At 48.7% G+C, this 21,621-nt stretch carries 37 protein-coding genes; all 37 read right to left on the reverse strand.

Annotated features, from left to right (window positions below; all coding sequences use genetic code 11):
* Nucleotides 1-11: 11 nt before the first annotated feature.
* The 37 genes from TREBR_RS11685 to rpsL all read right to left on the reverse strand — a co-directional run bounded on the left by TREBR_RS11685 (nucleotide 12) and on the right by rpsL (nucleotide 21,562).
* The gene (locus TREBR_RS11685) at nucleotides 12-716 is read right to left on the reverse strand and encodes an ABC transporter ATP-binding protein (RefSeq protein WP_013759373.1); all 705 of its coding nucleotides are present in this window, start codon (nucleotides 714-716) and stop codon (nucleotides 12-14) included.
* The gene (locus TREBR_RS11690; RefSeq protein ID WP_013759374.1) at nucleotides 716-1,528 is read right to left on the reverse strand and encodes an ABC transporter ATP-binding protein; all 813 of its coding nucleotides are present in this window, start codon (nucleotides 1,526-1,528) and stop codon (nucleotides 716-718) included. Before TREBR_RS11690 ends, TREBR_RS11685 begins: the two co-directional genes overlap by 1 nt.
* A complete protein-coding gene (locus TREBR_RS11695; RefSeq protein WP_156786670.1) occupies nucleotides 1,521-2,579 on the reverse strand; it encodes a branched-chain amino acid ABC transporter permease in 1,059 nt (352 codons plus the stop codon). Before TREBR_RS11695 ends, TREBR_RS11690 begins: the two co-directional genes overlap by 8 nt.
* Before the next feature lie 2 nt (nucleotides 2,580-2,581).
* The gene (locus tag TREBR_RS11700; RefSeq protein ID WP_013759376.1) at nucleotides 2,582-3,481 is read right to left on the reverse strand and encodes a branched-chain amino acid ABC transporter permease; all 900 of its coding nucleotides are present in this window, start codon (nucleotides 3,479-3,481) and stop codon (nucleotides 2,582-2,584) included.
* Between the two features lie 180 nt (nucleotides 3,482-3,661).
* On the reverse strand, nucleotides 3,662-4,810 hold the full coding sequence (locus tag TREBR_RS11705) for an ABC transporter substrate-binding protein (RefSeq protein ID WP_013759377.1): 1,149 nt from the start codon (nucleotides 4,808-4,810) through the stop codon (nucleotides 3,662-3,664).
* A gap of 130 nt (nucleotides 4,811-4,940) precedes the next feature.
* Nucleotides 4,941-5,117 carry a hypothetical protein gene (locus TREBR_RS14435; RefSeq protein ID WP_013759378.1) on the reverse strand — a complete coding sequence of 59 codons (177 nt, stop codon included), beginning with the start codon at nucleotides 5,115-5,117 and terminating at the stop codon, nucleotides 4,941-4,943.
* A gap of 30 nt (nucleotides 5,118-5,147) precedes the next feature.
* Nucleotides 5,148-5,666, reverse strand: a complete 519-nt coding sequence (gene rplQ, locus TREBR_RS11710; RefSeq protein ID WP_013759379.1) for a 50S ribosomal protein L17 — start codon at nucleotides 5,664-5,666, stop codon at nucleotides 5,148-5,150.
* Complete coding sequence (locus TREBR_RS11715) at nucleotides 5,656-6,708, reverse strand: DNA-directed RNA polymerase subunit alpha (protein ID WP_013759380.1); 1,053 nt, start codon at nucleotides 6,706-6,708, stop codon at nucleotides 5,656-5,658. Before TREBR_RS11715 ends, rplQ begins: the two co-directional genes overlap by 11 nt.
* An 11-nt stretch (nucleotides 6,709-6,719) precedes the next feature.
* Entirely contained in the window at nucleotides 6,720-7,355 is a 636-nt protein-coding gene (gene rpsD / locus TREBR_RS11720; RefSeq protein WP_013759381.1) for a 30S ribosomal protein S4, read from the reverse strand.
* A gap of 18 nt (nucleotides 7,356-7,373) precedes the next feature.
* Complete coding sequence (rpsK, locus tag TREBR_RS11725) at nucleotides 7,374-7,754, reverse strand: 30S ribosomal protein S11 (protein WP_013759382.1); 381 nt, start codon at nucleotides 7,752-7,754, stop codon at nucleotides 7,374-7,376.
* A 17-nt stretch (nucleotides 7,755-7,771) separates the two neighbouring features.
* Nucleotides 7,772-8,137: a 30S ribosomal protein S13 gene (gene rpsM / locus TREBR_RS11730; protein WP_013759383.1), complete on the reverse strand. Its 366-nt coding sequence runs from the start codon at nucleotides 8,135-8,137 to the stop codon at nucleotides 7,772-7,774.
* 10 nt (nucleotides 8,138-8,147) lie between these two features.
* Complete coding sequence (gene rpmJ, locus TREBR_RS14155) at nucleotides 8,148-8,261, reverse strand: 50S ribosomal protein L36 (protein WP_013759384.1); 114 nt, start codon at nucleotides 8,259-8,261, stop codon at nucleotides 8,148-8,150.
* Nucleotides 8,262-8,385: 124 nt separating this feature from the next.
* Nucleotides 8,386-9,705 carry a preprotein translocase subunit SecY gene (gene secY / locus TREBR_RS11735; RefSeq protein WP_013759385.1) on the reverse strand — a complete coding sequence of 440 codons (1,320 nt, stop codon included), beginning with the start codon at nucleotides 9,703-9,705 and terminating at the stop codon, nucleotides 8,386-8,388.
* A gap of 17 nt (nucleotides 9,706-9,722) precedes the next feature.
* Nucleotides 9,723-10,175, reverse strand: a complete 453-nt coding sequence (rplO, locus tag TREBR_RS11740; protein WP_013759386.1) for a 50S ribosomal protein L15 — start codon at nucleotides 10,173-10,175, stop codon at nucleotides 9,723-9,725.
* The gene (gene rpmD, locus TREBR_RS11745) at nucleotides 10,175-10,360 is read right to left on the reverse strand and encodes a 50S ribosomal protein L30 (RefSeq protein ID WP_013759387.1); all 186 of its coding nucleotides are present in this window, start codon (nucleotides 10,358-10,360) and stop codon (nucleotides 10,175-10,177) included. The genes rplO and rpmD overlap by 1 nt, the downstream gene beginning before the upstream one ends.
* A 3-nt stretch (nucleotides 10,361-10,363) precedes the next feature.
* Nucleotides 10,364-10,876 (reverse strand): 30S ribosomal protein S5, encoded by a 513-nt coding sequence (rpsE, locus tag TREBR_RS11750; RefSeq protein WP_013759388.1) that lies wholly within the window; start codon nucleotides 10,874-10,876, stop codon nucleotides 10,364-10,366.
* Between the two features lie 8 nt (nucleotides 10,877-10,884).
* The gene (gene rplR / locus TREBR_RS11755) at nucleotides 10,885-11,247 is read right to left on the reverse strand and encodes a 50S ribosomal protein L18 (protein ID WP_013759389.1); all 363 of its coding nucleotides are present in this window, start codon (nucleotides 11,245-11,247) and stop codon (nucleotides 10,885-10,887) included.
* A 12-nt stretch (nucleotides 11,248-11,259) separates the two neighbouring features.
* Nucleotides 11,260-11,799 carry a 50S ribosomal protein L6 gene (rplF, locus tag TREBR_RS11760; RefSeq protein ID WP_013759390.1) on the reverse strand — a complete coding sequence of 180 codons (540 nt, stop codon included), beginning with the start codon at nucleotides 11,797-11,799 and terminating at the stop codon, nucleotides 11,260-11,262.
* A gap of 12 nt (nucleotides 11,800-11,811) precedes the next feature.
* The gene (rpsH, locus tag TREBR_RS11765; protein WP_013759391.1) at nucleotides 11,812-12,210 is read right to left on the reverse strand and encodes a 30S ribosomal protein S8; all 399 of its coding nucleotides are present in this window, start codon (nucleotides 12,208-12,210) and stop codon (nucleotides 11,812-11,814) included.
* A 15-nt stretch (nucleotides 12,211-12,225) separates the two neighbouring features.
* Nucleotides 12,226-12,411, reverse strand: a complete 186-nt coding sequence (locus TREBR_RS14160) for a type Z 30S ribosomal protein S14 (RefSeq protein WP_013759392.1) — start codon at nucleotides 12,409-12,411, stop codon at nucleotides 12,226-12,228.
* An 11-nt stretch (nucleotides 12,412-12,422) separates the two neighbouring features.
* On the reverse strand, nucleotides 12,423-12,974 hold the full coding sequence (rplE, locus tag TREBR_RS11770; RefSeq protein ID WP_013759393.1) for a 50S ribosomal protein L5: 552 nt from the start codon (nucleotides 12,972-12,974) through the stop codon (nucleotides 12,423-12,425).
* Nucleotides 12,974-13,288, reverse strand: a complete 315-nt coding sequence (gene rplX, locus TREBR_RS11775; RefSeq protein WP_013759394.1) for a 50S ribosomal protein L24 — start codon at nucleotides 13,286-13,288, stop codon at nucleotides 12,974-12,976. The genes rplE and rplX overlap by 1 nt, the downstream gene beginning before the upstream one ends.
* Nucleotides 13,289-13,314: 26 nt before the next feature.
* The gene (gene rplN / locus TREBR_RS11780) at nucleotides 13,315-13,683 is read right to left on the reverse strand and encodes a 50S ribosomal protein L14 (RefSeq protein WP_013759395.1); all 369 of its coding nucleotides are present in this window, start codon (nucleotides 13,681-13,683) and stop codon (nucleotides 13,315-13,317) included.
* Nucleotides 13,684-13,700: 17 nt separating this feature from the next.
* Complete coding sequence (rpsQ, locus tag TREBR_RS11785; protein WP_013759396.1) at nucleotides 13,701-13,976, reverse strand: 30S ribosomal protein S17; 276 nt, start codon at nucleotides 13,974-13,976, stop codon at nucleotides 13,701-13,703.
* Between the two features lie 10 nt (nucleotides 13,977-13,986).
* The gene (gene rpmC / locus TREBR_RS11790) at nucleotides 13,987-14,187 is read right to left on the reverse strand and encodes a 50S ribosomal protein L29 (protein WP_013759397.1); all 201 of its coding nucleotides are present in this window, start codon (nucleotides 14,185-14,187) and stop codon (nucleotides 13,987-13,989) included.
* 10 nt (nucleotides 14,188-14,197) lie between these two features.
* Nucleotides 14,198-14,617: a 50S ribosomal protein L16 gene (gene rplP, locus TREBR_RS11795; protein WP_013759398.1), complete on the reverse strand. Its 420-nt coding sequence runs from the start codon at nucleotides 14,615-14,617 to the stop codon at nucleotides 14,198-14,200.
* A gap of 2 nt (nucleotides 14,618-14,619) precedes the next feature.
* Nucleotides 14,620-15,366, reverse strand: a complete 747-nt coding sequence (gene rpsC / locus TREBR_RS11800) for a 30S ribosomal protein S3 (RefSeq protein WP_013759399.1) — start codon at nucleotides 15,364-15,366, stop codon at nucleotides 14,620-14,622.
* 1 nt (nucleotide 15,367) lies between these two features.
* Complete coding sequence (rplV, locus tag TREBR_RS11805; protein ID WP_013759400.1) at nucleotides 15,368-15,724, reverse strand: 50S ribosomal protein L22; 357 nt, start codon at nucleotides 15,722-15,724, stop codon at nucleotides 15,368-15,370.
* 9 nt (nucleotides 15,725-15,733) lie between these two features.
* The gene (gene rpsS / locus TREBR_RS11810) at nucleotides 15,734-16,012 is read right to left on the reverse strand and encodes a 30S ribosomal protein S19 (protein WP_013759401.1); all 279 of its coding nucleotides are present in this window, start codon (nucleotides 16,010-16,012) and stop codon (nucleotides 15,734-15,736) included.
* Nucleotides 16,013-16,029: 17 nt separating this feature from the next.
* Nucleotides 16,030-16,854, reverse strand: coding sequence for a 50S ribosomal protein L2 (gene rplB / locus TREBR_RS11815; RefSeq protein ID WP_013759402.1), 825 nt, complete (start codon nucleotides 16,852-16,854; stop codon nucleotides 16,030-16,032).
* A 38-nt stretch (nucleotides 16,855-16,892) separates the two neighbouring features.
* Nucleotides 16,893-17,177 (reverse strand): 50S ribosomal protein L23, encoded by a 285-nt coding sequence (locus TREBR_RS11820; protein WP_013759403.1) that lies wholly within the window; start codon nucleotides 17,175-17,177, stop codon nucleotides 16,893-16,895.
* Entirely contained in the window at nucleotides 17,177-17,809 is a 633-nt protein-coding gene (rplD, locus tag TREBR_RS11825) for a 50S ribosomal protein L4 (protein ID WP_013759404.1), read from the reverse strand. The genes TREBR_RS11820 and rplD overlap by 1 nt, the downstream gene beginning before the upstream one ends.
* A 15-nt stretch (nucleotides 17,810-17,824) precedes the next feature.
* The gene (gene rplC, locus TREBR_RS11830; RefSeq protein WP_013759405.1) at nucleotides 17,825-18,445 is read right to left on the reverse strand and encodes a 50S ribosomal protein L3; all 621 of its coding nucleotides are present in this window, start codon (nucleotides 18,443-18,445) and stop codon (nucleotides 17,825-17,827) included.
* Between the two features lie 101 nt (nucleotides 18,446-18,546).
* Nucleotides 18,547-18,855 (reverse strand): 30S ribosomal protein S10, encoded by a 309-nt coding sequence (gene rpsJ, locus TREBR_RS11835; RefSeq protein WP_013759406.1) that lies wholly within the window; start codon nucleotides 18,853-18,855, stop codon nucleotides 18,547-18,549.
* A gap of 78 nt (nucleotides 18,856-18,933) precedes the next feature.
* Nucleotides 18,934-20,121, reverse strand: a complete 1,188-nt coding sequence (tuf, locus tag TREBR_RS11840) for an elongation factor Tu (RefSeq protein ID WP_013759407.1) — start codon at nucleotides 20,119-20,121, stop codon at nucleotides 18,934-18,936.
* A gap of 583 nt (nucleotides 20,122-20,704) precedes the next feature.
* Nucleotides 20,705-21,175, reverse strand: a complete 471-nt coding sequence (rpsG, locus tag TREBR_RS11845) for a 30S ribosomal protein S7 (protein ID WP_013759408.1) — start codon at nucleotides 21,173-21,175, stop codon at nucleotides 20,705-20,707.
* 12 nt (nucleotides 21,176-21,187) lie between these two features.
* Nucleotides 21,188-21,562 (reverse strand): 30S ribosomal protein S12, encoded by a 375-nt coding sequence (gene rpsL, locus TREBR_RS11850; protein WP_013759409.1) that lies wholly within the window; start codon nucleotides 21,560-21,562, stop codon nucleotides 21,188-21,190.
* Nucleotides 21,563-21,621: the final 59 nt, after the last annotated feature.

Genomic DNA, 21,621 nt, shown 5'->3' on the forward strand with positions numbered 1-21,621 from the left:
CGATGGCGGTCTCAGCCGCCCAAATAAGCGGTTTTTACGGAATCATCCTTCGCAAGCTCCGAAGCGTTTCCGCCTTTAATAATCAATCCGGTTTCCAGAATATACGCGCGATTCGCAATGGAAAGCGCTTTATACGCATTCTGTTCAACGAGCAGGATCGTCGTACCGGACTTGTTGATTTTTTGAATAATGGAAAATATTTCGTCAACCAGAATGGGAGCGAGCCCCATCGACGGTTCGTCCAGCAGCAACAGCCGCGGTTTGGACATAAGCGCACGCCCCATGGCGAGCATCTGCTGCTCGCCGCCGGAAAGCGTTCCGGCAATTTGCCTGATCCGTTCCTTCAAACGGGGAAACGTTTCGTACACGGATTCCATATCGCGCTTTACTCCGGCGGCGTCTTTACGGGTAAAAGCGCCCATTTCCAGATTGTCCCGTACGGTCAAATTGGCAAAAATGCGGCGCCCTTCCGGAACCTGAATCAAACCGCGGCGAACGATCATATCGGGCGACAGCGTCGTTATGTCTTCATCCTCGAACAGGACGCTCCCCGCCGCCTTTTTAATAATGTTTGAAACGGCGTGCAGCGTCGTCGTTTTTCCGGCGCCGTTCGAGCCGATAAGCGTAATGATTTCCCCTTCGTTAACTTCAAACGAAATACCGCGCAGCGCTTTAATAGCGCCGTACGATACGGCTAAATCGGTAACCGTCAGCATTACAGCCCTCCTTCGGCGGAATCGTCGCCGCCCAAATACGCTTTGATCACCGCGGGATCCGTTCTGATCTGTGCGGGCGTTCCGCTGGCAATGATGCGCCCGTAATCCAGCACCATAATCCGTTCGCAAATTCCCATAACCAAATACATATCGTGTTCAATCAACAGAATCGTCAGGTTAAATTCCTTGCGGATAAACGCGATCAGTTTCATCAATTCATCGGTTTCCTGCGGATTCATACCGGCGGCGGGCTCATCCAAAAGCAGCAGCGACGGATTCGCTGCCAGCGCGCGCACGATTTCCAGTTTACGCTGATCACCGTACGGTAAATTCGACGCGAGTTCATCACGTTTATCTTCTATTTTAAACAACGACAGCAGCAGTTCAACCTTTTCACTCATCAGCCGCTCGTCCCGGCGGAAACGCGGAGTGCGGAACAGCACGTCGAGCGGCGTTACCTTGCGCTGCGCGTGCAACGCGATGCGAACGTTATCGGATACGGACAACTGCCCGAACAACCTGATGTTCTGAAACGTCCGCGCAATGCCGATCCGATTCAGCTGCGCCGGCGTTTTTTTGGACGCCGCATGAACGCGGCCTTTTTTGTCCCAAAACGTGATTTCACCCGACGTCGGCGTATACACGCCAGAAAGCATGTTGAACACGGTCGTTTTTCCGGCTCCGTTCGGTCCGATAAGGCCGACAAGCTCGCCGCTGCGCAGTTCGCATGAAAAATCACTGACAGCCCGCAATCCGCCGAACACGATGGACACGTCGGTTGCCTGTAAAAGGAGCGTTTTATCGTCAGTCATCGGAATCCCCCTTTTCGTCAGCGTCAGCGGAACCGTCCACCGGTGTTCCGGCGTTCCGGACCTTTGCCGAACGCCGGGCTTTCAGCCGGTTCCATAGACCGGGCAGCCCGTCCCAGGCCTTTACGAAAGAAAACTCTTTTGTGCCGAGCAGCCCCTGCGGGCGGAACAGCATCACGAAAATCAAAATCAGCGGATAAATGAGCAGCCGGTAATCCTGCAAAAATCGCAGAAACTCCTGCAAATACGTCAAAACGAACGCCGCAATAACCGATCCCGTTACGGACCCCATGCCCCCCAGCACGACGAAAATCAGATAATCGATGCTGCGGTTGAACGAGGCAAGATCTGGCTTTACGAAACCGATAAACGGTGCGTACAGCGCGCCGCCGATGCCGGCAACCGCGGAGGCAACGGCAAATCCGATCATTTTATACCGGAATACGCCGATTCCGTTTGAATTCGCGGCGATTTCATCTTCGCGCACGGCTAAAATGGCCCGCCCGTACGTTGAACGTACGAAATTCTGCAATAAAACGATAATAACGACCAGCACTCCGATTACTGCGAAATACGCAAAATCGGCACGAGCTGCCAGAATCGTCGTAAAGCGAAGTCCGTTTGCCCCGCCGGTTACCGACTTGAAGTTAACCAGCATAACGCGGATAATTTCGCCGAATCCCAGTGTAACGATCGCCAGATAGTCGCCCTGCAGTTTGAGCGTCGGAAAACCGATCAGAATGCCGAATACGACCGTTACCAAAGCCGCAATGATCATACTTACCGGCATGGGAATACCGACCGTCTGCGTCAGGATAATCGTCGTATACGCGCCGATCGCCATAAATCCGGCCTGCCCCAGCGAAAGCTGCCCGGTGATACCGCAAATGATATTAACACTGATAGCCATGATCGCGTTAACACCGGCAAGCGTTATAATCTGCGCCGTGTACGCGTCTATGACGCCGAGTGAAATTAAAAAACCGGGAACGACGACGGCCAAAACGGCGAACGAGCCGGGAATCAGCATATTACGGAGAATTTTATTTTTCATCATCACACCTTCACCCTGATCTTTTCACCCAGGATTCCGGTCGGCTTTACCAACAGAATGATAATCAGAATCGAAAATGAAATCGCGTCCGAAAATTGGGAAGACAGAAAACCTTTGGTCATCGTTTCGGCAATTCCCAAAATGTAGCCGCCCAGCATCGCGCCGGGAACGGAACCGATACCGCCCAAAACGGCGGCAACGAACGCCTTTAATCCGGGCATCGTTCCCATCGTCGGATCGATTTGCGGATACGCACTCGCGTACAGCACGCCGCCGGCAGCGGCGAGCACTGCGCCGAGCGCGAACGTAAACGCAATCGTCCTGTTGACGGAAATTCCCATCAAACTGGCAGCCTGCAGATCATATGAAACGGCGCGCATGGCTTTTCCCGTCTTAGTGTAATTGATGATATAATTCAGAATCAGCATTAACACTGCCGAAAGCACGATAACGATCAGCTGGATATTGGAAATCGATACGACGCCCAAACTGATATTGACCGTCGCCATCGTCGGGAACTGCCGGGGATTCGGTCCGATAAACGGCAGCACGCGTACGCCGTTCTGCAGAATGAGCGAAATGGCAATCGCCGTAATCAGTGAATTCAACCGCGGCGCCGAACGGAGCGGCCGGTACGCAAACCGCTCAATCAGAATCGCGATAACCGCACACAAAACCATCGCAACCAGAAAGGCAAGCGCCATGCTCGCCGGATTGGTACCGAAATGCCGCAGAACGAAATAGCCGGCGTACGCGCCGAGCATCAAAACGTCGCCGTGAGCAAAGTTGATGAGTTTCACGATACCATACACCATGGTATAACCGAGCGCAATCAGAGCGTAAATACTTCCCAGCGAAAGACCGTTAATCAGTTGCTGGAGAAAAAGACTTCCGTTATCCATATATCCTCCAGATTTTTATATCGTATTTAAATGATTTTACTATAGATTCATATTTTGGGTAAAGACATCTAGACCGTCATTTTCTTTAATTACATATACTTTTTAAATAAAAAAAGGGCGTCCGAAAATCCGCATCGGACAGCTCGGACGCCCTTGCACTAAAAAACGTACCGCATTGTATTACGGATTGACCGTCGCATTATACACGGGTGTCAATTTTCCGTCCTTTTTGACGATTTCCATCATGACGGCAGATTTGATGGGATTGCGTTTTGCGTCGAACGTCAGATTACCGGTAACGTACGCGTTGTTGATTTGCATCAGCGCGTCTTTCAGTACCGTCGGCTCCGTAGAACCGGAAGCGACGATCGCATCCTTGAGCAGGTACACGCAGTCGTAACCGAGCGCAGCAAAAGAAACCGGCGTAGAACCGTACTTTTTCTGATATGAGGAAACAAACGCGATAACGCGGGGATCCGTCGAATCGGCCGCATAGTGGTTTGAATAAAAACCGTTCAGCACTTCGTCGCCCGCGTTGTCGATGATACCGTCCCAACCGTCGGCACCGACGATCGGAGCCGTAATTCCCTGAGCGCGCAGTTGTTTTGCAATCAGGGCAACCGTTCCGTAATAATCCGGCAGATAAACGACGTCGGGATTCGCGTTCTTGATTTTCGTCAGCTGAGCGTTGAAATCCTTGTCGCCGGTACTGTACGATTCGGCTGCAACGAGCGTTCCGCCGCTCAATTCAAACGTTTTCTTGAAGTTTTCGTACAGACCGATCGAATAGTCGTTGCCGATATCGTACAGCACTGCGGCGCGTTTTGCCTGAAGCGTTTCAGCCGAAAACTTGCCGCCGACCGTTCCCTGGAACGGATCGATAAAACAGGCGCGGAACACGTAATCACCGGCGTCGGTGATGCTTTCCATCGTCGCGGCGGGGGCCAACAGCAATACTTTCTGAGCCTGAGCCAAAGACGAAATGGCGGCCGTACAGCCGGACGTTAAGGAACCGATAATAACGCTGCATTTATCTTTCGTTACCAGTTTCTTATATACGTTCACCGACTTTTCGGGGCTGCCTTCGTCGTCTTCGCTGATCAATTCCAGCATTTTACCGTTAACGCCGCCGGCCGCGTTGATTTCGTCAATCGCCAGCATGATACCGTTGCGGCATTCAACGCCGTATACGGCCACCGCGCCGGAAAGCGGAAAAATACCGCCGATTTTTATCGTATTTCCGGATTCTTTTGCACAACCGGTGAAAATCATTCCGAAGCTCAAAACGACCAACAGAACGATCAGGGCTGTTTTTGCAACATTCTTCATAATAGCCTCCAAATTTAATCTATATCCGTATTTTAATGAAACTTAATTTGTTTGTCTATGACTTCAGAATATATTTAAAAAAATAAAGCCGCCCTGTAAAAAGAGCGGCTGACACTGTCAAGCAATACTATCAGACAGATTTTCCATTCTTGATTGCGGCTTTGCAAAATTTGCAAATCTTTGCCTTCTGTCCATCAATTTCCTGTTCATACAGAACCTTGATGTTTTCTTTTTTACAGCGGGCACATACTCCACGTCCGTGAGCAGCCAATTCAAGAATACCTTTTCCGCGATGGGATTTAGACATTTCTACTCCTATGCAGGGATTCCTGCGGCCTTATTCTGCAGCCTTTTCAGCAGGTTCTGCTGCAGGCGCTTCACTTTTTGCTTTGGCAGCCGGTGCTTTTTTTGCAGCGGGTTTTTTCGCAGGCGCCGCTTTTTTTGCATCAGAAGCCTTTGCTTTAGAATCTTTCTTTTCTTCCTTTCCGTCGGTATCCAGTTTGTAGTCAACCAGTTCAAGGATCACTACGTCGGCGGCATCACCCTGACGGAAACCGAGTTTCAGAACGCGCGTATAACCGCCCGCCCGATCCTTCATACGGGGACCGATATCGGTAAACAATTTTGCTAAGATAGTTTCATCCTGAATATACCGGGCGGCTTGTCTGCGATTATGTACCGTATCTACTTTACTCCGGGTAATCAGCTTTTCAGCTGCCTTTCTCACCTCAAGCGCTTTAGCTTTTGTAGTAGTAATGCGCTCATACCTGAAGAGCGACGTTACCATATTCCGCGACATTGCACGGCGATGTGCAGTCGTACGCGAAAGAGGGTTAAATCCATTCTTATGATTCATCAGATTCTTCCTTCTTCTTTGATAAATTTACAGCATCTTTCAAATGACTGTAATCAGTCATACCGAGGTTCAAGTTCCACTCAAGCAGTTTTTCCTTGATCTCCGTGAGACTCTTTTTACCAAAGTTACGAGTTTTGGCAATATCATCTTCTGTCTTTTTCGTCAGTTCACCGATCGTACGGATATTCGCGTTTTTCAGACAGTTTGAAGACCGAACCGACAATTCCAGCTCATCAACAGGTGTGTTCAGCAATTGGCGAATACGTTCATCGCCTTCATCCAGTTCACCGTCGTGACCGATTTCACTATCGTTAAAGTTTACGAAAATCGCAAAATGATCTTTTGCAATTTTTGCAGCTTCAGCGAGCGCATCTTCGGGAGAAATTGTACCGTCTGTCCAGATTTCGATAACGAGTTTGTCGTAGTCGTTACGCTGACCTACGCGACAAGGTTCAATTGCATATTTTACCTTGGGAATAGGCGTAAAAATCGCATCCATCGGAATCGTACCGACGATTTCGATATAATGTTCATTTACTTCCGCAGGAGTATATCCTCTTCCTAAATCAACCTGAACTTCAAATTCAAGGTGCGCGTTTTCCATCATGGTAAAAACGAGCATATCTTTAGAAAGGATTTCAAGACCTTCGCGACTGAAATCGTTGCTGGTAATGGTACCGGGGCCTTTAAATTCAAAAAGGAACGTTTCCTGCTCAGCGTCTCCGGGCAGCCGCAAACGGATCTGTTTCAAGCTGTTCAAGACTTCCAAAGTATCTTCGACAACGTTGGGAATTGTTTCAAATTCACTGGAGATGACGTGCGGCACATTATCGGCATCGTATGACGTTATACGAACAGAAGTAATCGCGTACCCCTGAATCGACGACAACAATACTCTGCGCAAAGTGTTACCGACAGTCGTTCCGAATCCCGTCTCGAACGGATAAGCGGTAAACTTACCGTAATTGGGATTCGAGTCCAGCTGTTCAAATGTAATCCCTTTCGGTTTTTTGAAACCTTTAAGCAGATTTTTGCGGGCCATCGGAACTCCTCTTACTTAGAATAGAGCTCAACTACGAGCTGCTCTTTGATATCCGCAAGGTCAATAACTTCAACACGGCGGGGTTTGGCGGTATAAACACCTTTCTGCGCGTCAACGTCGAGGTTAATCCAAGGCATAACACCGGATTTTGAAACTTCCTTGAGAGCATCCAAAATAACAGTAAGTTTTTTACTGTTTTCTTTTACTTCGACAACATCGCCCGGTCTGACTTCATAACTGGGGATATTAACCGATTTTCCGTTTACGAGGATATGTCCGTGCAGAACCAACTGGCGGGCCTGCGTGCGGCTCGATGCAAAATGCATTCTGAACACAACGTTATCCAACCGGCTTTCAAGCAAGCAGATCAAATTATCGCCCGTAACACCCGGCATGCGCTGCGCATGTTCAAACGTCAAATGGAACTGCTTTTCAAGCATACCGTAAATACGCTTCATCTTCTGTTTTTCACGAAGCTGAACGCCGTATTCGCTTTTTTTACCCGTACGGGCTTTCGGATCTTTACCGGGAGCTCCGCGTTTTTTGTTGATCGGACATTTATCGCTTTTGCAGCGGTCGCCTTTCAGGCAGAGTTTTTTCTGTTCGGTTCTACAAAGTCTGCATACGGGACCTGTATATCTTGCCATTCTTCCTGTTCTCCTTACTTACATGCGGCGTGTTTTGCGGGGACGGCAACCGTTGTGCGGAATCGGAGTAACATCGGAAATCGATTTTACTTTCAATCCCAGCGCGCCGAGCGAGCGGACAGCGGATTCGCGGCCGACACCGGGGCCCTTTACAAACACATGAACTTCACGCAAGCCGTAGCTTGCTGCTTTCTGCACAGCCGTTTCTGCAACGGACTGAGCGGCAAACGGAGTCGATTTTTTTGCTCCGCGGAATCCCAAACCACCTGAAGAAGCCCAAGACAATGCATTACCTTTCAAGTCGGTAATCGTTACAATAGTGTTATTGAACGTTGCCTGAATATACACGTTACCTTCGTAAACGCTTTTCTTTTCTTTCCGTTTTTTTACGGTTGCCACGTTACTTTACCTCCACCTTACTTCTTCTTGCCTGCAACGGTCTTTTTCTTACCTTTGCGTGTACGGGAATTGGTACGGGTACGCTGACCGCGGACGGGCAGTCCCTTTCTGTGCCGGAGGCCCCGGTAACAGCCGATATCCATAAGGCGTTTAATGTTTAGACCGATTTCAGAACGCAGCCGGCCTTCAACTTTATATTCACCGTCGATAACGGTGCGAAGAGCCGCCAAATCATCCTGAGAAAGATCGTTTATCATGGCATCAGGATTGATCTTCGTTTTCTTGCAGATTTCATCAGCAGAAGAACGTCCGATACCATAAATATACGTCAAAGCAATATTGACATGTTTGTTAGGGAGGTCAACTCCCGCAATTCGAGCCATCTGTTACTCCTCAGCCCTGTCTCTGCTTATGTTTCGGGTTGGAGCAAATGATGCGGACAACTCCGCAGCGTTTGATAACCTTACATTTGTCGCAAATGGGCTTTACGCTGGTTCGTACTTTCATAAAAATCCCCCTTGGGAAAACGCTATAATCGTGCCGGATCCTAGCAAATCGCAATGATTACAATCCGGTGTCTGACGATTATAACACGTTTCTCCAAACTTATTCTACAGGTTTTTCACGAAATCTACAGATTCCGCGAACGAATTTTGCCTTTCTTGACCAATCCGTCGTGATGATGCATTTTGAGCAATGCTTCAACCTGACTCATCGTATCAAGGTCTACACCGACCAGAATCAGCAGCGACGTACCGCCCATCAACATTGAAATCGATTGGGGGAACCCGAACAGATTCTGAATGATCGTCGGCAAAACGGCGATTACAGCCAGATACAGCGAACCGGGCAGCACAAGCCGATTCAAGACCTTCTGCAAATATTCTTCCGTTTTATCAGTTCTGATTCCGGGGATCGAGCCGCCGTTCTCCCGGACGTTCTTTGCAATTTCGGAGGGGTTCAGTGTTACCTGCGTATAGAAATATGCAAAAAAGACAATCAGCACTACAAGAAATACATTGTACCATACACCGGACGGGGTCAGGAACGTAGCCAGCTTATTCAGCCAGCGGATACTCGGCCCCATACTGGTAGCAATCTGCAGCGGGAACGTTAAAAACGAAGATGCAAAAATAACGGGAATAACGCCCGACGGATTGATCTTAAACGGGATATAGGTGCTCTGTCCGCCGTACATTTTGCGTCCGACAACTCGTTTCGCATAATGTACCGGGATCTTGCGCTGCCCCTGCTGTTCGTAGACGACGAGCGCAATAATTCCCGCAAACATAACCACAACAACAATGACAAACACCACGTTGATATCACCGTTTTTAACCATGCGTCCCAGTTCCCATACTGCGGACGGGAGCCGTGCCACGATACCTGCAAAAATCAGCATGGAAATACCGTTTCCGATACCGCGTGCGGTTATCTGTTCACCGAGCCAAATGGTTACCATAGTACCGGTCGTTACCGTCAGCATGGCGATCAGCTTAAACACGATCTGACTCTGAAGGATGATAGCCCCCGGAATGCTTGCCGCATATACGGTAACCGCAAGAGACTGAATCAAACAGACGAACACCGTACCGATACGAGTCCACGCCTGCACCTTTTTCTGACCGCCGTCTTCCTGCGCAATGCGTTTCAACGACGGAAAGATGATCAGCGCGAGCTGCATGATGATCTGCGTTGAAATGTACGGCATGACGCCGAGCATGAACACAGAAAAGTTGGAAAACGCACCGCCGGCAAAAAAGTCCATATAATCGACGAACGCGTTTCCGCGCGTCATCGATTCAAAATACGAAGTCAATGCCTGCGGATTGATACCCGGTACTGTCAGCACGCTGCCAAGACGGAAAACGGCGAGCACAATAAAAGTAAAAAGAACACGTTCACGCAGTTCCTTTACTTTAAACATATTTACAATAGGATTGTTTGCCATGTTGTTTTGCGCTCCGTTTATTCGTTGGTAACAGTTACAGTTCCACCGGCTTTTTCAATCTTCTCTTTTGCAGAAGCAGAAACTTTATCTACGTTTACGGTTACTTTCTTCGTGATTTCACCGTTTCCGAGAACTTTAACCAGCGCGGCGGATTTGGGCAGCAAACCTTTGCAGACAAGCGTTTCCTTGTCAACCGTTTCGCCGTCGGCATATTTCGCATCGATATCGCACAGGTTCAAAACCGCGTATTCCTTGCGGAACGGACAGTTTGAAAAACCTTTGTGGGCGATGCGGCGGAACAAGGGCATCTGACCGCCCTCGAATCCGACGTATACTTTACCGCCGGAACGGGACTGCTGTCCTTTGTTACCGCGGCCGGCTGTCGTACCGCGACCGGATGACGAACCGCGTCCGACAATCCGCTTCTTCTTATTGGCACCGGCAGGTGCATTGAGAATAAATTCTGACATCAGTTCATCTCCTCAACTTTAACCAGATGGGAAACGGAGGCAACCATGCCGAGAACGGCAGGATTCGCTTCGTGTTCCACAACCGAGTTGATCTTTTTCAAACCGAGACTGCGGACAGTCGCCCGCTTTGCGGGCTTCTGACCGATCGTACTCTTCACAAGCGTGATCTTCAATTTCTTTGCCATGTCTTACCCCCACAAATCTTTCAGAGTTTTACCTCTGTTCTTTGCAACGGTACGGGCATCCATCAGGTTGGTCACAGCGTTAAACGTTGCTCTTACCACGTTCACGGATGCATTGGAACCGAGCGACTTTGACAATACGTCAGTCGCGCCGGCCGCTTCCAAAACCGCACGTACGGGTCCGCCGGCAATAATGCCGGTACCGGAACAGGCGGGTTTCAGCAAAACGGAAGAGCTCTTGTACTGACCGAGAATATCGTGCGGCAACGTACCGTTTTTAAGCGGCACGTGTACCAAATTGCGCTTTGCCTTATCAATACTCTTTTTGATCGCTTCCGTAACGTCGTTCGCTTTACCGAAACCGAAACCGACTCTGCCTTTCTGATCGCCGACAACCGTCAATGCTGAAAACGAAAATCTGCGGCCGCCTTTTACGACTTTTGCAGTACGATTCAGCTTGATCAGTTTTTCGACGAATTCTTTGGGCTGATCTCTATCATAATTCTTCTGGTGTTCCATAGCCTCTCCTAGAATTCAATCCCGGCTTTGCGGGTACCGTCGGCAAGGGCCTTTACTACACCGTGATACAAGTAACCGTTACGGTCGAATACCACAGTTTTAATGTTCTTGTCTGCAAGGCGTTTACCCATTGCTTCACCGAGTTTCGCAGCTCCGTCCATATTCGGTTTGAGAGAGGCGAATTCCTTTTCCAGAGTGGAAATAGACGCAAGCGTCTTTCCGGCATCATCATCAATTATCTGCACGAACAGATTGCAGTTGCTGCGGGTCACCGTCATGCGGGGACGTTCTGCAGTACCGAAAATCCGTTTGCGGATATGAATCTTTCTCTTGAGACGTTTTCTGTCTTTATCATTAAGTTTTCTGATCATATCGCTCTACCCTTATTTGACGCCGGATTTACCGACCTTCCTTCTAATGGTCTCGGTTTCGTAGCGGATACCCTTTCCTTTATAGGGTTCGGGTTTGCGCAGTTTACGAATCTGAGCACAGAACTCACCGACAAGCTGCTTATCGATTCCGGAAACAGTAATTTTTCCCTGTCCGTCAGCAGCAACCGTGAGTCCTTCAGGAATTACGGCGATAAAATCCGAGGAATAGCCCAGGTTCATGACGAGCATTTTACCCTGAACTTCCGCACGGTAACCGACACCGTTAATGATCAGGCTCCGTGAAAAACCGTCCGTTACGCCGACAACCATGTTGTGAATCAGGTTGCGGTACAAACCCTGAGCCGCGTTCGCAGCTTTGGTTTCGTCGGTCGGAGTTACGTGAACCAGTCCGTCTTTAACTTCAATAAAAACGTTCGCCGTATAGTGCTGAGAGAGTTTTCCCTTGGGACCCTCAACGTCAACACTTGCAGGCTGCACGTTAATTTTTACACCCGCAGGTACAGTTACGGGAATCTTACCAATACGTGACATTATTCCTTCCTCTTACCAAACGGTGCAAATCAATTCACCGCCAACCATTTTTTCCGCAGCTTTTTTACCGGTGGTAACGCCTTGGCTGGTTGACACGATAACCGTACCGTATCCGTTATAGACGCGGGGCAGTTCTTTATAACCGGAGTAAACGCGGCGGCCGGGAGTGGAAACCTTACGGAGTCCGTGGATGACCGAGGCATTCGTCTCATCATACTTCAGGAAAATGCGGATACAATTGAGTCCGTCCTGACTAACCTTTTTAAAGTTTTTGATATAACCTTCGGTCTTCAGGATTTTCACGATTTCCAACTTGAGTTTGGAGGCAGGAACATCTACCTTTTCGTGGCGGGCCATTGCCGCATTCCTAACCTTTGTCAGCATATCTGCGATGGGGTCTGAAACGCTCATTCTATTCTCCTACCTCTACCAGCTGGACTTTGTGACGCCCGGCAACAGGCCTTCACTAGCTAACTTGCGGAAACACAGACGACACATCTTATATTTCCGAAGATATCCGCGCGGACGACCGCAAATCTGGCACCGATTGTATTTCCGGGAGCTGTATTTGGGAGTGCGGTTCGCCTTGATAATCATTGATTTCTTAGCCATGAATTCCTCTCTTACTTTCTGAAGGGCATTCCGAACTTGGCAAGCAAAGCACGGGCGTCACTATCGGTTTCCGCACTTGTAACAATAGCAATATTCAACCCTGCAACGCGTTCGATCTTGTCGAAGTCGATTTCAGGGAAAATGATCTGCTCTGTAATGCCAAGAGAAAAGTTTCCGTGACCGTCAAATCCGGAAGATTTGATACCGCGGAAATCCTTAACACGGGGTAATGCAACGTTGATGAGCCGGTCCAGGAATTCATACATCTGGGCGCCGCGCAACGTTACCATTACACCGACCTCATTGCCCTGACGCAGTTTGAAGTTCGCAATACTCTTTCTTGCTCTTGTCTTCACAGCTTTCTGACCGGTAATAGCCGTTATGTCAGTAACTGCGGCGTCAAGAAGTTTCTTATTTGCGAGTGCTTCACCCACGCCCATGCTTACTACGATCTTTTGAACCGAAGGGATTTGCATGACGGACTTATAACCGAGCTCTTTGAACAACTCGGGGGCGATAGTGTCCTTATAGACTTTCTTAAGCCGAGGTACATAATTACTCATTACAGTGTGTCTCCACATTTACGGCAGACGCGAAGTTTTTTGTCGCCGTCGAGTTTATATCCGATTTTAGTAGGACCGCATTTTTTGCATACGATCGCTACGTTAGAAATATGCAACGGCGCTTCAATCTCGGCGATACCGCCGTGATCCTGCTGGTTGCGTTTTTTCATCGCTTTTTTGACAATATTGCAACCGGCGACAATGACTCTGTCCTTATCGCTTACTACGCGAACTACCGTACCGCGCTTGCCTTTGTCTTTTCCGGCAATGATTTCTACCATATCGTCCTTATGGATCTTGAATTTCTTAACCATTTCCAATTCTCCTAAAGAACTTATTCTTACAGAACTTCCGGCGCCAGCGATACGATTTTCATATAATCCATATCGCGCAGCTCACGGGCTACCGGGCCGAAAATACGCTTACCTTTCGGGTTTTTATTCGCATCAATGATAACGCACGCGTTATCGTCAAAGCGGATATACGTTCCGTCGGGACGGCGGTATTCTTTTGAAATGCGCACGATAACGGCTTTTTCAATCGAACCCTTTTTGATCGTAGAAGTCGGGATAGCATCCTTAACAGCTACAACAATAATATCGCCAATACTCGCATACCGGCGGTGTGAACCGCCGATTACCTTAATACACTGAACGAGTTTTGCACCGGAGTTATCGGCAACGTTCAAATTTGACTGCATCTGAATCATTTCGTTATCTCCTTAGCTTATTTTGCCCGTTCAATAATTTCGGCAAGACGCCAGCATTTTTCTCTGCTGATCGGCCGGCATTCTACGATGCGAACTTTATCACCAACGTGAGCATCATTCAGTTCATCGTGAGCCTTGCATTTCTTGACGCGCGTAACGTATTTCTTATAAAGCCGATGCAGCTTTTTGGTCGTTACGGATACGACGATGGTTTTATCCATTTTGTCGCTGGTAACGATACCAACAAAAGCGCGTTTTGCAGCCTTATTAGTCTGAACAACCTGTTCTTCCACGGGTCAGCTCCTACTTGTCCTGTCCGGCAATCTCTTTCTGCCGGATCAGCGTATTCATGCGGGCGATTTCTCTGCGCATGGTACGTTTCTGCATGGGATTATCTACATGGCCGATTACCATCTGGAACCGGAGATCCATATACTTCTTCTTCAACTCGTTCCGTTTTACAATCAGTTCAGGATACGACAGTTCTTTTTCTTTTTTCGCCATCAGTTACTCCTTAGTCAATCGTAGGACGGACTGCAATTTTCGTTTTGATCGGCAATTTACTGCCGGCCAACTGCATCGCGCTTTCTGCCAATTCCAAATCGACTCCGCCGATCTCGAACAGGATCTGACCCGGTTTGATTACCGCAGCCCAGAATTCCGGTGCGCCCTTACCTTTACCCATACGGGTTTCGGCAGGTTTTTTGGAAATCGGTTTATCCGGGAATACGCGGATCCAGACCTGACCTTTACGGTTGATCTTACGATTCAGCGCGACACGGGCAGCTTCAATGTGCCGTGCAGACAGCCAAATCGGTTCCATAGCGACCAGCGCGATATTACCGAAATCGATCGTATTCGCACGCGTCGCGTTTCCCTTGATTCTGCTGCGCTGCACCTTACGGTGCATAACTCTTTTAGGTGCGAGTGCCATCACTAACTCCTTGAAGCTTTAGCGCCACGGTCTGCGCGGGGTGCGCGTTCCGCACGATCAGAACGTTCACGGCGCTGCTTTTTTACCAGCTGGCCCGCGTCTTCATTCTGTTCGTGGCTGTACATCATTCCGTTATAAACCCATACTTTAACACCGATTTTTCCGTATGTCGTATGAGCTTCCGCAAAACCGTAATCGATATCCGCACGAAGCGTATGCAGAGGAACGCGTCCCTCTTTATGCTCTTCCGTACGGGACATCTCCGCACCGCCGAGACGGCCGCTGATACGGATTTTCACACCCTGAGATCCCGCTTTCATCGCGTTACCGGAAGCCTGTTTCAGCGCCTTGCGGAACGAACCGCGGCTCATCAACTGACGGGCAACGTTCTGGGCGATCAGGGAAGCATTGATTTCAGCACGTTTGATCTCTTTGATCTTGATCTGAACTTTTTTGGTCAAATGCTTCTGGATCTCGACACCGATTTTTTCGATGTTGGCACCTTTTACACCGATAATCACTCCGGGGCGGGCGGTATGAATCACAATGGTAACCCGCTGCGGATGACGAACAATTTCAATTTCGGCAATATCGGCGTTTTTGCATTCGGGCAGATCCTGTACCATTTTTCTGATTTTCAGATCTTCAAGAACCAGATCGGCATACTCGCGTGAATCTGCATACCAGCGAGACTGCCAAGTCTTGTTAACGCCAAGCCGCAATCCGATAGGATTTACTTTCTGTCCCATCTTATTCCCCCGCCTTTTCATCTACTACGACGGTAATATGACACATACGTTTCAAAAGCATGTCGGCGCGTCCGCGGGCGCGGAACCATACACGTTTCAGACGCGGACCTTCGTCGATGCGAATTTCCTTAACGTACAGCATATCTTCATCAAGCTTTTTATTAGCATAGAGCGCGTTCGCAATCGCGGATTTCATCGTTCCGCGGATCAGATCGGCACCTTTCTGAGGCATATTCTCAAGAATAGCCATAGCTTCCGAACAGGTCTTCCGTTTTACGACATTTGCTACGGGACGAACCTTCGTAGGAGATGCGATAAGGAATTTTGTAACGGCTCTATATCCAGTTTTTTCAGCCATCATATCCACCTATTTTCCAGCCTTTTTGTCAGAACCGGCATGACCACGGAAGATACGCGTAGGAGCAAATTCGCCGAGCTTGTGGCCGACAAGGTTTTCCGTAACGTATACAGGTACCCATGACTTACCGTTATACACTGAAATCGTATTTCCTACCATTTCAGGAATAATCGTCGAGCAGCGCGAGTATGTTTTAATCATCTTGCGGTCTGCCGCCTTGTTCATTTCAATAACCTTCTTATAAAGGCTCTTCTCAATAAAAGGACCTTTTTTAACAGATCTTGACACGGTTATCTCCTATCCTGCTACTTCTTCCGGCGTGAAACAATAAAATTGTCCGACACCTTCCGCTTGTTGCGGGTTTTGTATCCACGGCAAGGCTGTCCCCAAGGAGTAACGGGGTTACGTCCTTTACCGGCGCCTTCACCACCACCAAGCGGATGATCAACAGGGTTCATAGCCATACCGCGGACAGTAGGTCTGATACCGCGCCATCTGTTACGTCCCGCTTTACCGAGTTGCGTATTCATGCGGTCTTCGTTACCGACGACACCGATAGTGGCATAGCACTTTCCGTGAATTCGGCGCATTTCGCTTGAAGGAAGGCGGATCGTGACGTATTCTCCTTCCTTTGCCGCTACCAGCGCGCTCGCACCGGCAGACCGAACCAACTGTCCGCCGCGGCCGAGCGTAAGCTCGATGTTATGAACGGTAAACCCTACGGGAATTGCTTCCAAAGGCAGCGCGTTTCCCACAACGGGAGCGGCGTTGTCGCCGGACATAATTTTCTGTCCGACGGTTAAACCTTTCGGTGCAATAATATAACGTTTATCACCATCCGCATAAAAAATCAGCGCGATGTTGGCACTGCGGTTCGGATCGTACTCGATAGTCTTAACCGTACCCGGAATACCGTGTTTATCACGTTTAAAATCAATCTCGCGGAACTTGCGCTTGTGACCGCCGCCCTGATGACGGACGGAAATACGTCCGCCGGCACCGCGACCGCCGTGCGCGTTACGACCGTGAGTCAAACCTTTTTCGGGCTTGTCAGTCGTTACTTCGTCTCTCCGCAGGTCAATACGAGTTCTTGTACCTGCGGTTATCGGCTTATATACTTTAAGAGCCATAGTTATTGGTTCCCCTTAATCCAACGAAACCGAGAGGCTTAGACGCCTTCGAATATCTTGATTGTTTCGCCAGGCGCAAGCTTGACGATAGCCTTTTTCCAGCTGGAAGTTTTACCGGCCCGATAGCGGACACGTTTCATTTTTCCACCCACATTCATTACCGTACAGCCTACAACTTTTACATTGAAAAGTTTGCGGACAGCTTCTTTGATCTGAATTTTGTCCGCCGAAGGCGCTACTTTGAATACGTATTTTCCTTCTTCACGCAGCTGAGTTGCTTTCTCTGAAAGCACAGGCTCGATAAGGATATCTTCATATACCATTATTCAGCCCCCTCACCATAGAAACCGGAAAGATTTTTTACCGCGGATTCAAGCATGATAACTTTTCTTCCGTAAAACAGATCGTGTGCACGAAGTCTGTTGTAAGAAAGGAACGATACGGCCGGAATATTGCGTCCCGCCTGCTTAATATTCGCATCATCATCTTTCAAAACGATGACCGTGCGTCCGTCCGAAGGGAAATTCTTCAGAATGGCTACAAGATCCTTTGTTTTGCCGCTTTCTACGGTAAAATCTTCAATTACCGTAAGTCTGTCGCCCTGAGCTTTCAGGCTCAAAATCGACTTCATCGCCAGCCGTTTTACTTTTTTGGGTAAAACAAAACTGAAATCACGCGGTTTCGGCCCGAAGATGACTCCGCCGCCTCTGCAAAGAGGAGACTTTTTATCACCACGGCGGGCACGTCCGGTTCCCTTCTGTTTATACGGCTTCGCATTGCTGCCATGTACTTCAGAACGATCTTTCGTACAGGCGGTACCGACGCGTTTGTTTGCTAACTCATTATTGATGGCGTAATAGATAACGTCTTCATTGACCGGGAGGCCGAACACTTTATCATCAAGAGTAATAGTCCTAAGCTCTTTGCCATCGACTGAATAGACTTTCTTTTCCATCGTCTTCCTCTGTCGTTATTTCTTTACCGCGGACTTGATGATCAGCGTACAGTCTTTATTCCCGGGCACAGACCCGCGAACCATCACTACTTTCAGCTCAGGATCAACTTTGATGACTTTCAGATTCTGAACGGTTATGCGTTCGCATCCCATGTGACCAGGCATCTTGATATTCTTGAAGCTGTGTCCGGGAGACGTACACTGTCCCGTTGAACCGGCTTCCCGGTGGAACTTTGAACCGTGAGTGGCACGTCCGCCATGGAAACCCCATCTTTTCATTACACCCTGAAACCCCTTACCTTTCGAGGTAGCGGTAACATCCACATAATTGGTGTTTTCAAAAAGTTCGACACCAATCTGATCACCCACGGCAACTTCATTGCTGAAATCACGGAATTCTTTCAAATGCCGCTTGGGGGTAATACCTTCGGGAAACTGACCGGCATACGGTTTTGAAATCTGCGAGTTCTTCAGGTCTCCGAGACCGAGAACGACAGCGTCATAGCCGAACGTTTCCTTCGTCTTGCAGGCAACGACCACATTCGGGTCAACGCGGATCACAGTAACCGGCGTAAGGTTACCGTCTTCGTCGAACACCTGAGTCATTCCCACTTTTGTTGCAATCAGACCTTTCATTCTGATACGTCTCCTTGTGAAAGAAACAAACGTTTCTTTCCATATCGGCCGCCATTCCCTGATCCGGGGAACCGTACCGGTTTTTACAGTAAGAAAATATCTTACTGTTTTATTTCAACATCTACACCAGCCGGCAGTTCAAGCTTCATCAGCGAATCCATAACGTCCGCCGAAGGCTCGATAATATCAATAAGCCGCTTGTGCGTCCGCATTTCAAACTGCTCACGTGATTTTTTGTTTACGTGAGGTGAACGCAGAACAGTCACCTTATTAATTCTGGTCGGCAGCGGAATCGGTCCGGAAACCTTAGCTCCTGCCTGCTGAACAGTCTGCACGATGGCTTTTGCGCTCTGATCGATCAGCCCTACATCAAATGCCCGAAGTCTGACGCGAATCTTATCGGTAGCCATTATTCCTCCTGGAAAATGCGGAGGCTGTCTGAACGGTGATGTTACACGCCTCTCAGACAGCGCTCGCTCCAAAACAATTTATTCGATAATATTTGTTACCTGGCCGGATGCAATAGTGCGTCCGCCTTCACGAATAGCGAATTTAAGACCTTTGTCCATTGCAACGGGGTGGATCAATTCACCGATAACGGTCGTATTGTCACCGGGTTTTACCATGTCCACGCCGGCAGGCAGCGTGATCGTTCCGGTAATATCCGTCGTTCTGAAATAGAACTGAGGGCGATATCCGGAGAAGAACGGGCTGTGACGTCCGCCTTCTTCCTTGGACAGAACGTACACCTGTCCTTCGAATTTCGTGTGCGGATGGATTGAACCCGGCTTTGCAAGAACCTGACCGCGTTCAACCGCTTTTTTATCGATACCGCGGAGCAGCAGACCGACGTTATCGCCCGCTTCACCCTGATCCAACAGTTTGTTGAACATTTCGATACCGGTAATAACCGTTTTCTGCGTGGGTTTGATACCGATGATTTCGACTTCTTCGTTCATATGAACGATACCGCGTTCGATACGTCCCGTTACTACGGTACCGCGGCCGGAAATCGTGAACACGTCTTCGATCGGCATCAGGAACGGCAGGTCCGCCGCACGCTCCGGATCTTTGAAATAAGTATCCATGGTATCCAGCAGTTCGTCGATACAAGCGGTCGCTTCGGGATTATCCGGTTCGGACAGTGCTTTAAATGCAGAACCCTTGATAATCGGAGTTTCAGCAGGGAATCCGTAAGACGTCAGAACGTCGCGAACTTCTTCTTCGACCAATTCGAGCAGTTCAGGATCGTCGATCAGGTCGACCTTGTTCAGAAATACGATCATTCCGGGAACGCCTACCTGACGGGCGAGCAGGATGTGTTCGCGAGTCTGGGGCATAACGGAGTCGGGAGCGGAAACTACGAGAATAGCACCGTCCATCTGAGCGGCACCGGTGATCATGTTCTTGATATAGTCCGCGTGGCCGGGGCAGTCGATGTGTGCGTAGTGGCGCTTATTTGACTGATACTCAAGGTGACGGGTATTGATCGTGATACCGCGTGCTTTTTCTTCCGGGGCGTTATCGATTTCATCATACTTCAGAGCTTTGTCGCCGAATTTTTGAGCGCAGTGCTGAGTAATTGCCGCAGAAAGAGTTGTCTTACCATGGTCAACGTGACCGATGGTTCCTACGTTCATGTGCGGTTTGGTTCTCTCGAACTTTTCCTTTGCCATGTAATCCTCCTATACCAGAATATTTCAGGTATATTAAAAAATTGCTGTGCTGTATTATAAAGAATATATTCAGCCTTTTCAAGCGGAATTATATTCCCATACACATATACACCGAGTTTGAATTTGACGATTTTAAGGAGGTTAACAGAAAAAACTTTTTTTTCTTGCTTTGACAGCCCATCTATTCGGACTGTTTCGGCCGGAACCACCTATCGCCATCAAACCCATACTTGATGACCGGTCTGGTATCACGGAGCCTTAAAACAGGACAACCTGTTCTATCAGGAACCCCTTGATCCAAACCATCTATCTGATAGTGCCGACGGCACGTATCGCCAAATCAAAGGGCTGCGAACACCTGATTCTTTCCTTAATACGGATCGAATCTTTACGGTTTCGCCGGACGCACAACACGCGCCCGCTTGACTCTCAAAGAACCCTGAAGCTACAGCTTCCATACAACTGCCTCTTTTATAAACAGGCAGTTCTTATTTATATACTTTAAAGAAAAAAAAATCAAGTACTTTAAAAGTATTTATATCAGTTTACAATAAAAAAAGAGGCCGAACGGCCTCTTTTTTTTCTACCAGCGGTAGTGCGCGAACGCTTTGTTCGCTTCCGCCATTTTATGCGTATCTTCCTTCTTTTTATAAGCCGTACCGGTATTGTTGAATGCGTCCATCAATTCGTTGGCCAAACATTCACTCATACCGTGACCGCTTTTGGAACGGGCGGCGCCGATTACCCAGCGCATCGCCAGCGCTTCGCGGCGGCTTTCGCGGATTTCAATCGGAACCTGATACGTGGCACCGCCGACGCGGCGGGATTTTACTTCCACCATCGGCTTTACGTTGTCAAGCGCTTTCAGAAATACTTCAAGCGGGTCTTTGTCCGTTTTCGTTTTAAGCAAATCCATCGCTTCATAAATGATGCTGATACACGTTGCTTTTTTGCCGTCAATCATCATACGGGAAACGAATTTCGATACAACGGGACTGTTGTATTTCGGATCGGGCATAATAGGACGGTTAATGCTTTTGTTCTTTCTTCCCATTTTACTGTCTCCTTATGCCTTGGGCCGTTTGGCACCGTATTTCGAGCGTCCGCGTTTGCGGTCTTCAACACCGAGCGTATCTTTAGCACCGCGAATGATATGGTAGCGGACACCGGGGAGGTCTTTTACACGACCGCCACGGATAAGAACAACGGAGTGTTCCTGCAAATTATGGCCGATACCGGGAATGTATGCAGTAACTTCAAATCCATTTCCAAGACGAACACGCGCAACTTTACGAAGGGCCGAGTTCGGTTTTTTGGGAGTAACGGTCATAACGCGCGTGCAAACGCCGCGTTTCTGCGGACAAGACTGAAGCGCGGGAGACTTCGTTCTATTCGCAACCGTTTTACGTCCCTGACGAATCAACTGATTAATTGTAGGCATTAGCCTTTCTCCTCTATTCTACCGGCAGCACTCCGGGTAAATTTGGCAATTGTATAGAT

Source organism: Treponema brennaborense DSM 12168, assembly GCF_000212415.1.
Lineage (GTDB): Bacteria > Spirochaetota > Spirochaetia > Treponematales > Treponemataceae > Treponema_F > Treponema_F brennaborense.

Bases quoted from the DNA above. Each gene is read 5' to 3' on its own strand.
- rplQ (WP_013759379.1), bottom strand. From the start codon at position 5,666: ATGAATCATAAGAATGGATTTAACCCTCTTTCGCGTACGACTGCACAT.
- TREBR_RS14435 (WP_013759378.1), bottom strand. From the start codon at position 5,117: ATGTCTAAATCCCATCGCGGAAAAGGTATTCTTGAATTGGCTGCTCAC.
- rplR (WP_013759389.1), bottom strand. From the start codon at position 11,247: ATGATCAGAAAACTTAATGATAAAGACAGAAAACGTCTCAAGAGAAAG.
- rpmD (WP_013759387.1), bottom strand. From the start codon at position 10,360: ATGGCAAAGAAATTGAAGATCACGCTTGTGAAGAGTACGATCGGTCAG.
- rplN (WP_013759395.1), bottom strand. From the start codon at position 13,683: ATGATTCAGATGCAGTCAAATTTGAACGTTGCCGATAACTCCGGTGCA.
- TREBR_RS14160 (WP_013759392.1), bottom strand. From the start codon at position 12,411: ATGGCTAAGAAATCAATGATTATCAAGGCGAACCGCACTCCCAAATAC.
- rplE (WP_013759393.1), bottom strand. From the start codon at position 12,974: ATGAGTAATTATGTACCTCGGCTTAAGAAAGTCTATAAGGACACTATC.
- rplD (WP_013759404.1), bottom strand. From the start codon at position 17,809: ATGGAAAAGAAAGTCTATTCAGTCGATGGCAAAGAGCTTAGGACTATT.
- rpsH (WP_013759391.1), bottom strand. From the start codon at position 12,210: ATGAGCGTTTCAGACCCCATCGCAGATATGCTGACAAAGGTTAGGAAT.
- rplO (WP_013759386.1), bottom strand. From the start codon at position 10,175: ATGTCAGAATTTATTCTCAATGCACCTGCCGGTGCCAATAAGAAGAAG.
- rplC (WP_013759405.1), bottom strand. From the start codon at position 18,445: ATGAAAGGTCTGATTGCAACAAAAGTGGGAATGACTCAGGTGTTCGAC.
- rpsL (WP_013759409.1), bottom strand. From the start codon at position 21,562: ATGCCTACAATTAATCAGTTGATTCGTCAGGGACGTAAAACGGTTGCG.
- tuf (WP_013759407.1), bottom strand. From the start codon at position 20,121: ATGGCAAAGGAAAAGTTCGAGAGAACCAAACCGCACATGAACGTAGGA.
- TREBR_RS11715 (WP_013759380.1), bottom strand. From the start codon at position 6,708: ATGGCCCGCAAAAATCTGCTTAAAGGTTTCAAAAAACCGAAAGGGATT.
- rplX (WP_013759394.1), bottom strand. From the start codon at position 13,288: ATGGTTAAGAAATTCAAGATCCATAAGGACGATATGGTAGAAATCATT.
- rpsM (WP_013759383.1), bottom strand. From the start codon at position 8,137: ATGGCTCGAATTGCGGGAGTTGACCTCCCTAACAAACATGTCAATATT.
- rplV (WP_013759400.1), bottom strand. From the start codon at position 15,724: ATGGCTGAAAAAACTGGATATAGAGCCGTTACAAAATTCCTTATCGCA.
- rplF (WP_013759390.1), bottom strand. From the start codon at position 11,799: ATGTCACGTATTGGTAAGATTCCCGTAACTGTACCTGCGGGTGTAAAA.
- TREBR_RS11690 (WP_013759374.1), bottom strand. From the start codon at position 1,528: ATGACTGACGATAAAACGCTCCTTTTACAGGCAACCGACGTGTCCATC.
- TREBR_RS11705 (WP_013759377.1), bottom strand. From the start codon at position 4,810: ATGAAGAATGTTGCAAAAACAGCCCTGATCGTTCTGTTGGTCGTTTTG.
- rpsD (WP_013759381.1), bottom strand. From the start codon at position 7,355: ATGGCAAGATATACAGGTCCCGTATGCAGACTTTGTAGAACCGAACAG.
- rpmC (WP_013759397.1), bottom strand. From the start codon at position 14,187: ATGGCGAAAAAAGAAAAAGAACTGTCGTATCCTGAACTGATTGTAAAA.
- rpsG (WP_013759408.1), bottom strand. From the start codon at position 21,175: ATGGGAAGAAAGAACAAAAGCATTAACCGTCCTATTATGCCCGATCCG.
- rpsJ (WP_013759406.1), bottom strand. From the start codon at position 18,855: ATGGCTACCGATAAGATTCGCGTCAGACTTCGGGCATTTGATGTAGGG.
- rplB (WP_013759402.1), bottom strand. From the start codon at position 16,854: ATGGCTCTTAAAGTATATAAGCCGATAACCGCAGGTACAAGAACTCGT.
- rpmJ (WP_013759384.1), bottom strand. From the start codon at position 8,261: ATGAAAGTACGAACCAGCGTAAAGCCCATTTGCGACAAATGTAAGGTT.
- TREBR_RS11685 (WP_013759373.1), bottom strand. From the start codon at position 716: ATGCTGACGGTTACCGATTTAGCCGTATCGTACGGCGCTATTAAAGCG.
- TREBR_RS11695 (WP_156786670.1), bottom strand. From the start codon at position 2,579: ATGAAAAATAAAATTCTCCGTAATATGCTGATTCCCGGCTCGTTCGCC.
- rplP (WP_013759398.1), bottom strand. From the start codon at position 14,617: ATGGCACTCGCACCTAAAAGAGTTATGCACCGTAAGGTGCAGCGCAGC.
- secY (WP_013759385.1), bottom strand. From the start codon at position 9,705: ATGGCAAACAATCCTATTGTAAATATGTTTAAAGTAAAGGAACTGCGT.
- TREBR_RS11820 (WP_013759403.1), bottom strand. From the start codon at position 17,177: ATGGTATATGAAGATATCCTTATCGAGCCTGTGCTTTCAGAGAAAGCA.
- rpsC (WP_013759399.1), bottom strand. From the start codon at position 15,366: ATGGGACAGAAAGTAAATCCTATCGGATTGCGGCTTGGCGTTAACAAG.
- rpsE (WP_013759388.1), bottom strand. From the start codon at position 10,876: ATGGAACACCAGAAGAATTATGATAGAGATCAGCCCAAAGAATTCGTC.
- TREBR_RS11700 (WP_013759376.1), bottom strand. From the start codon at position 3,481: ATGGATAACGGAAGTCTTTTTCTCCAGCAACTGATTAACGGTCTTTCG.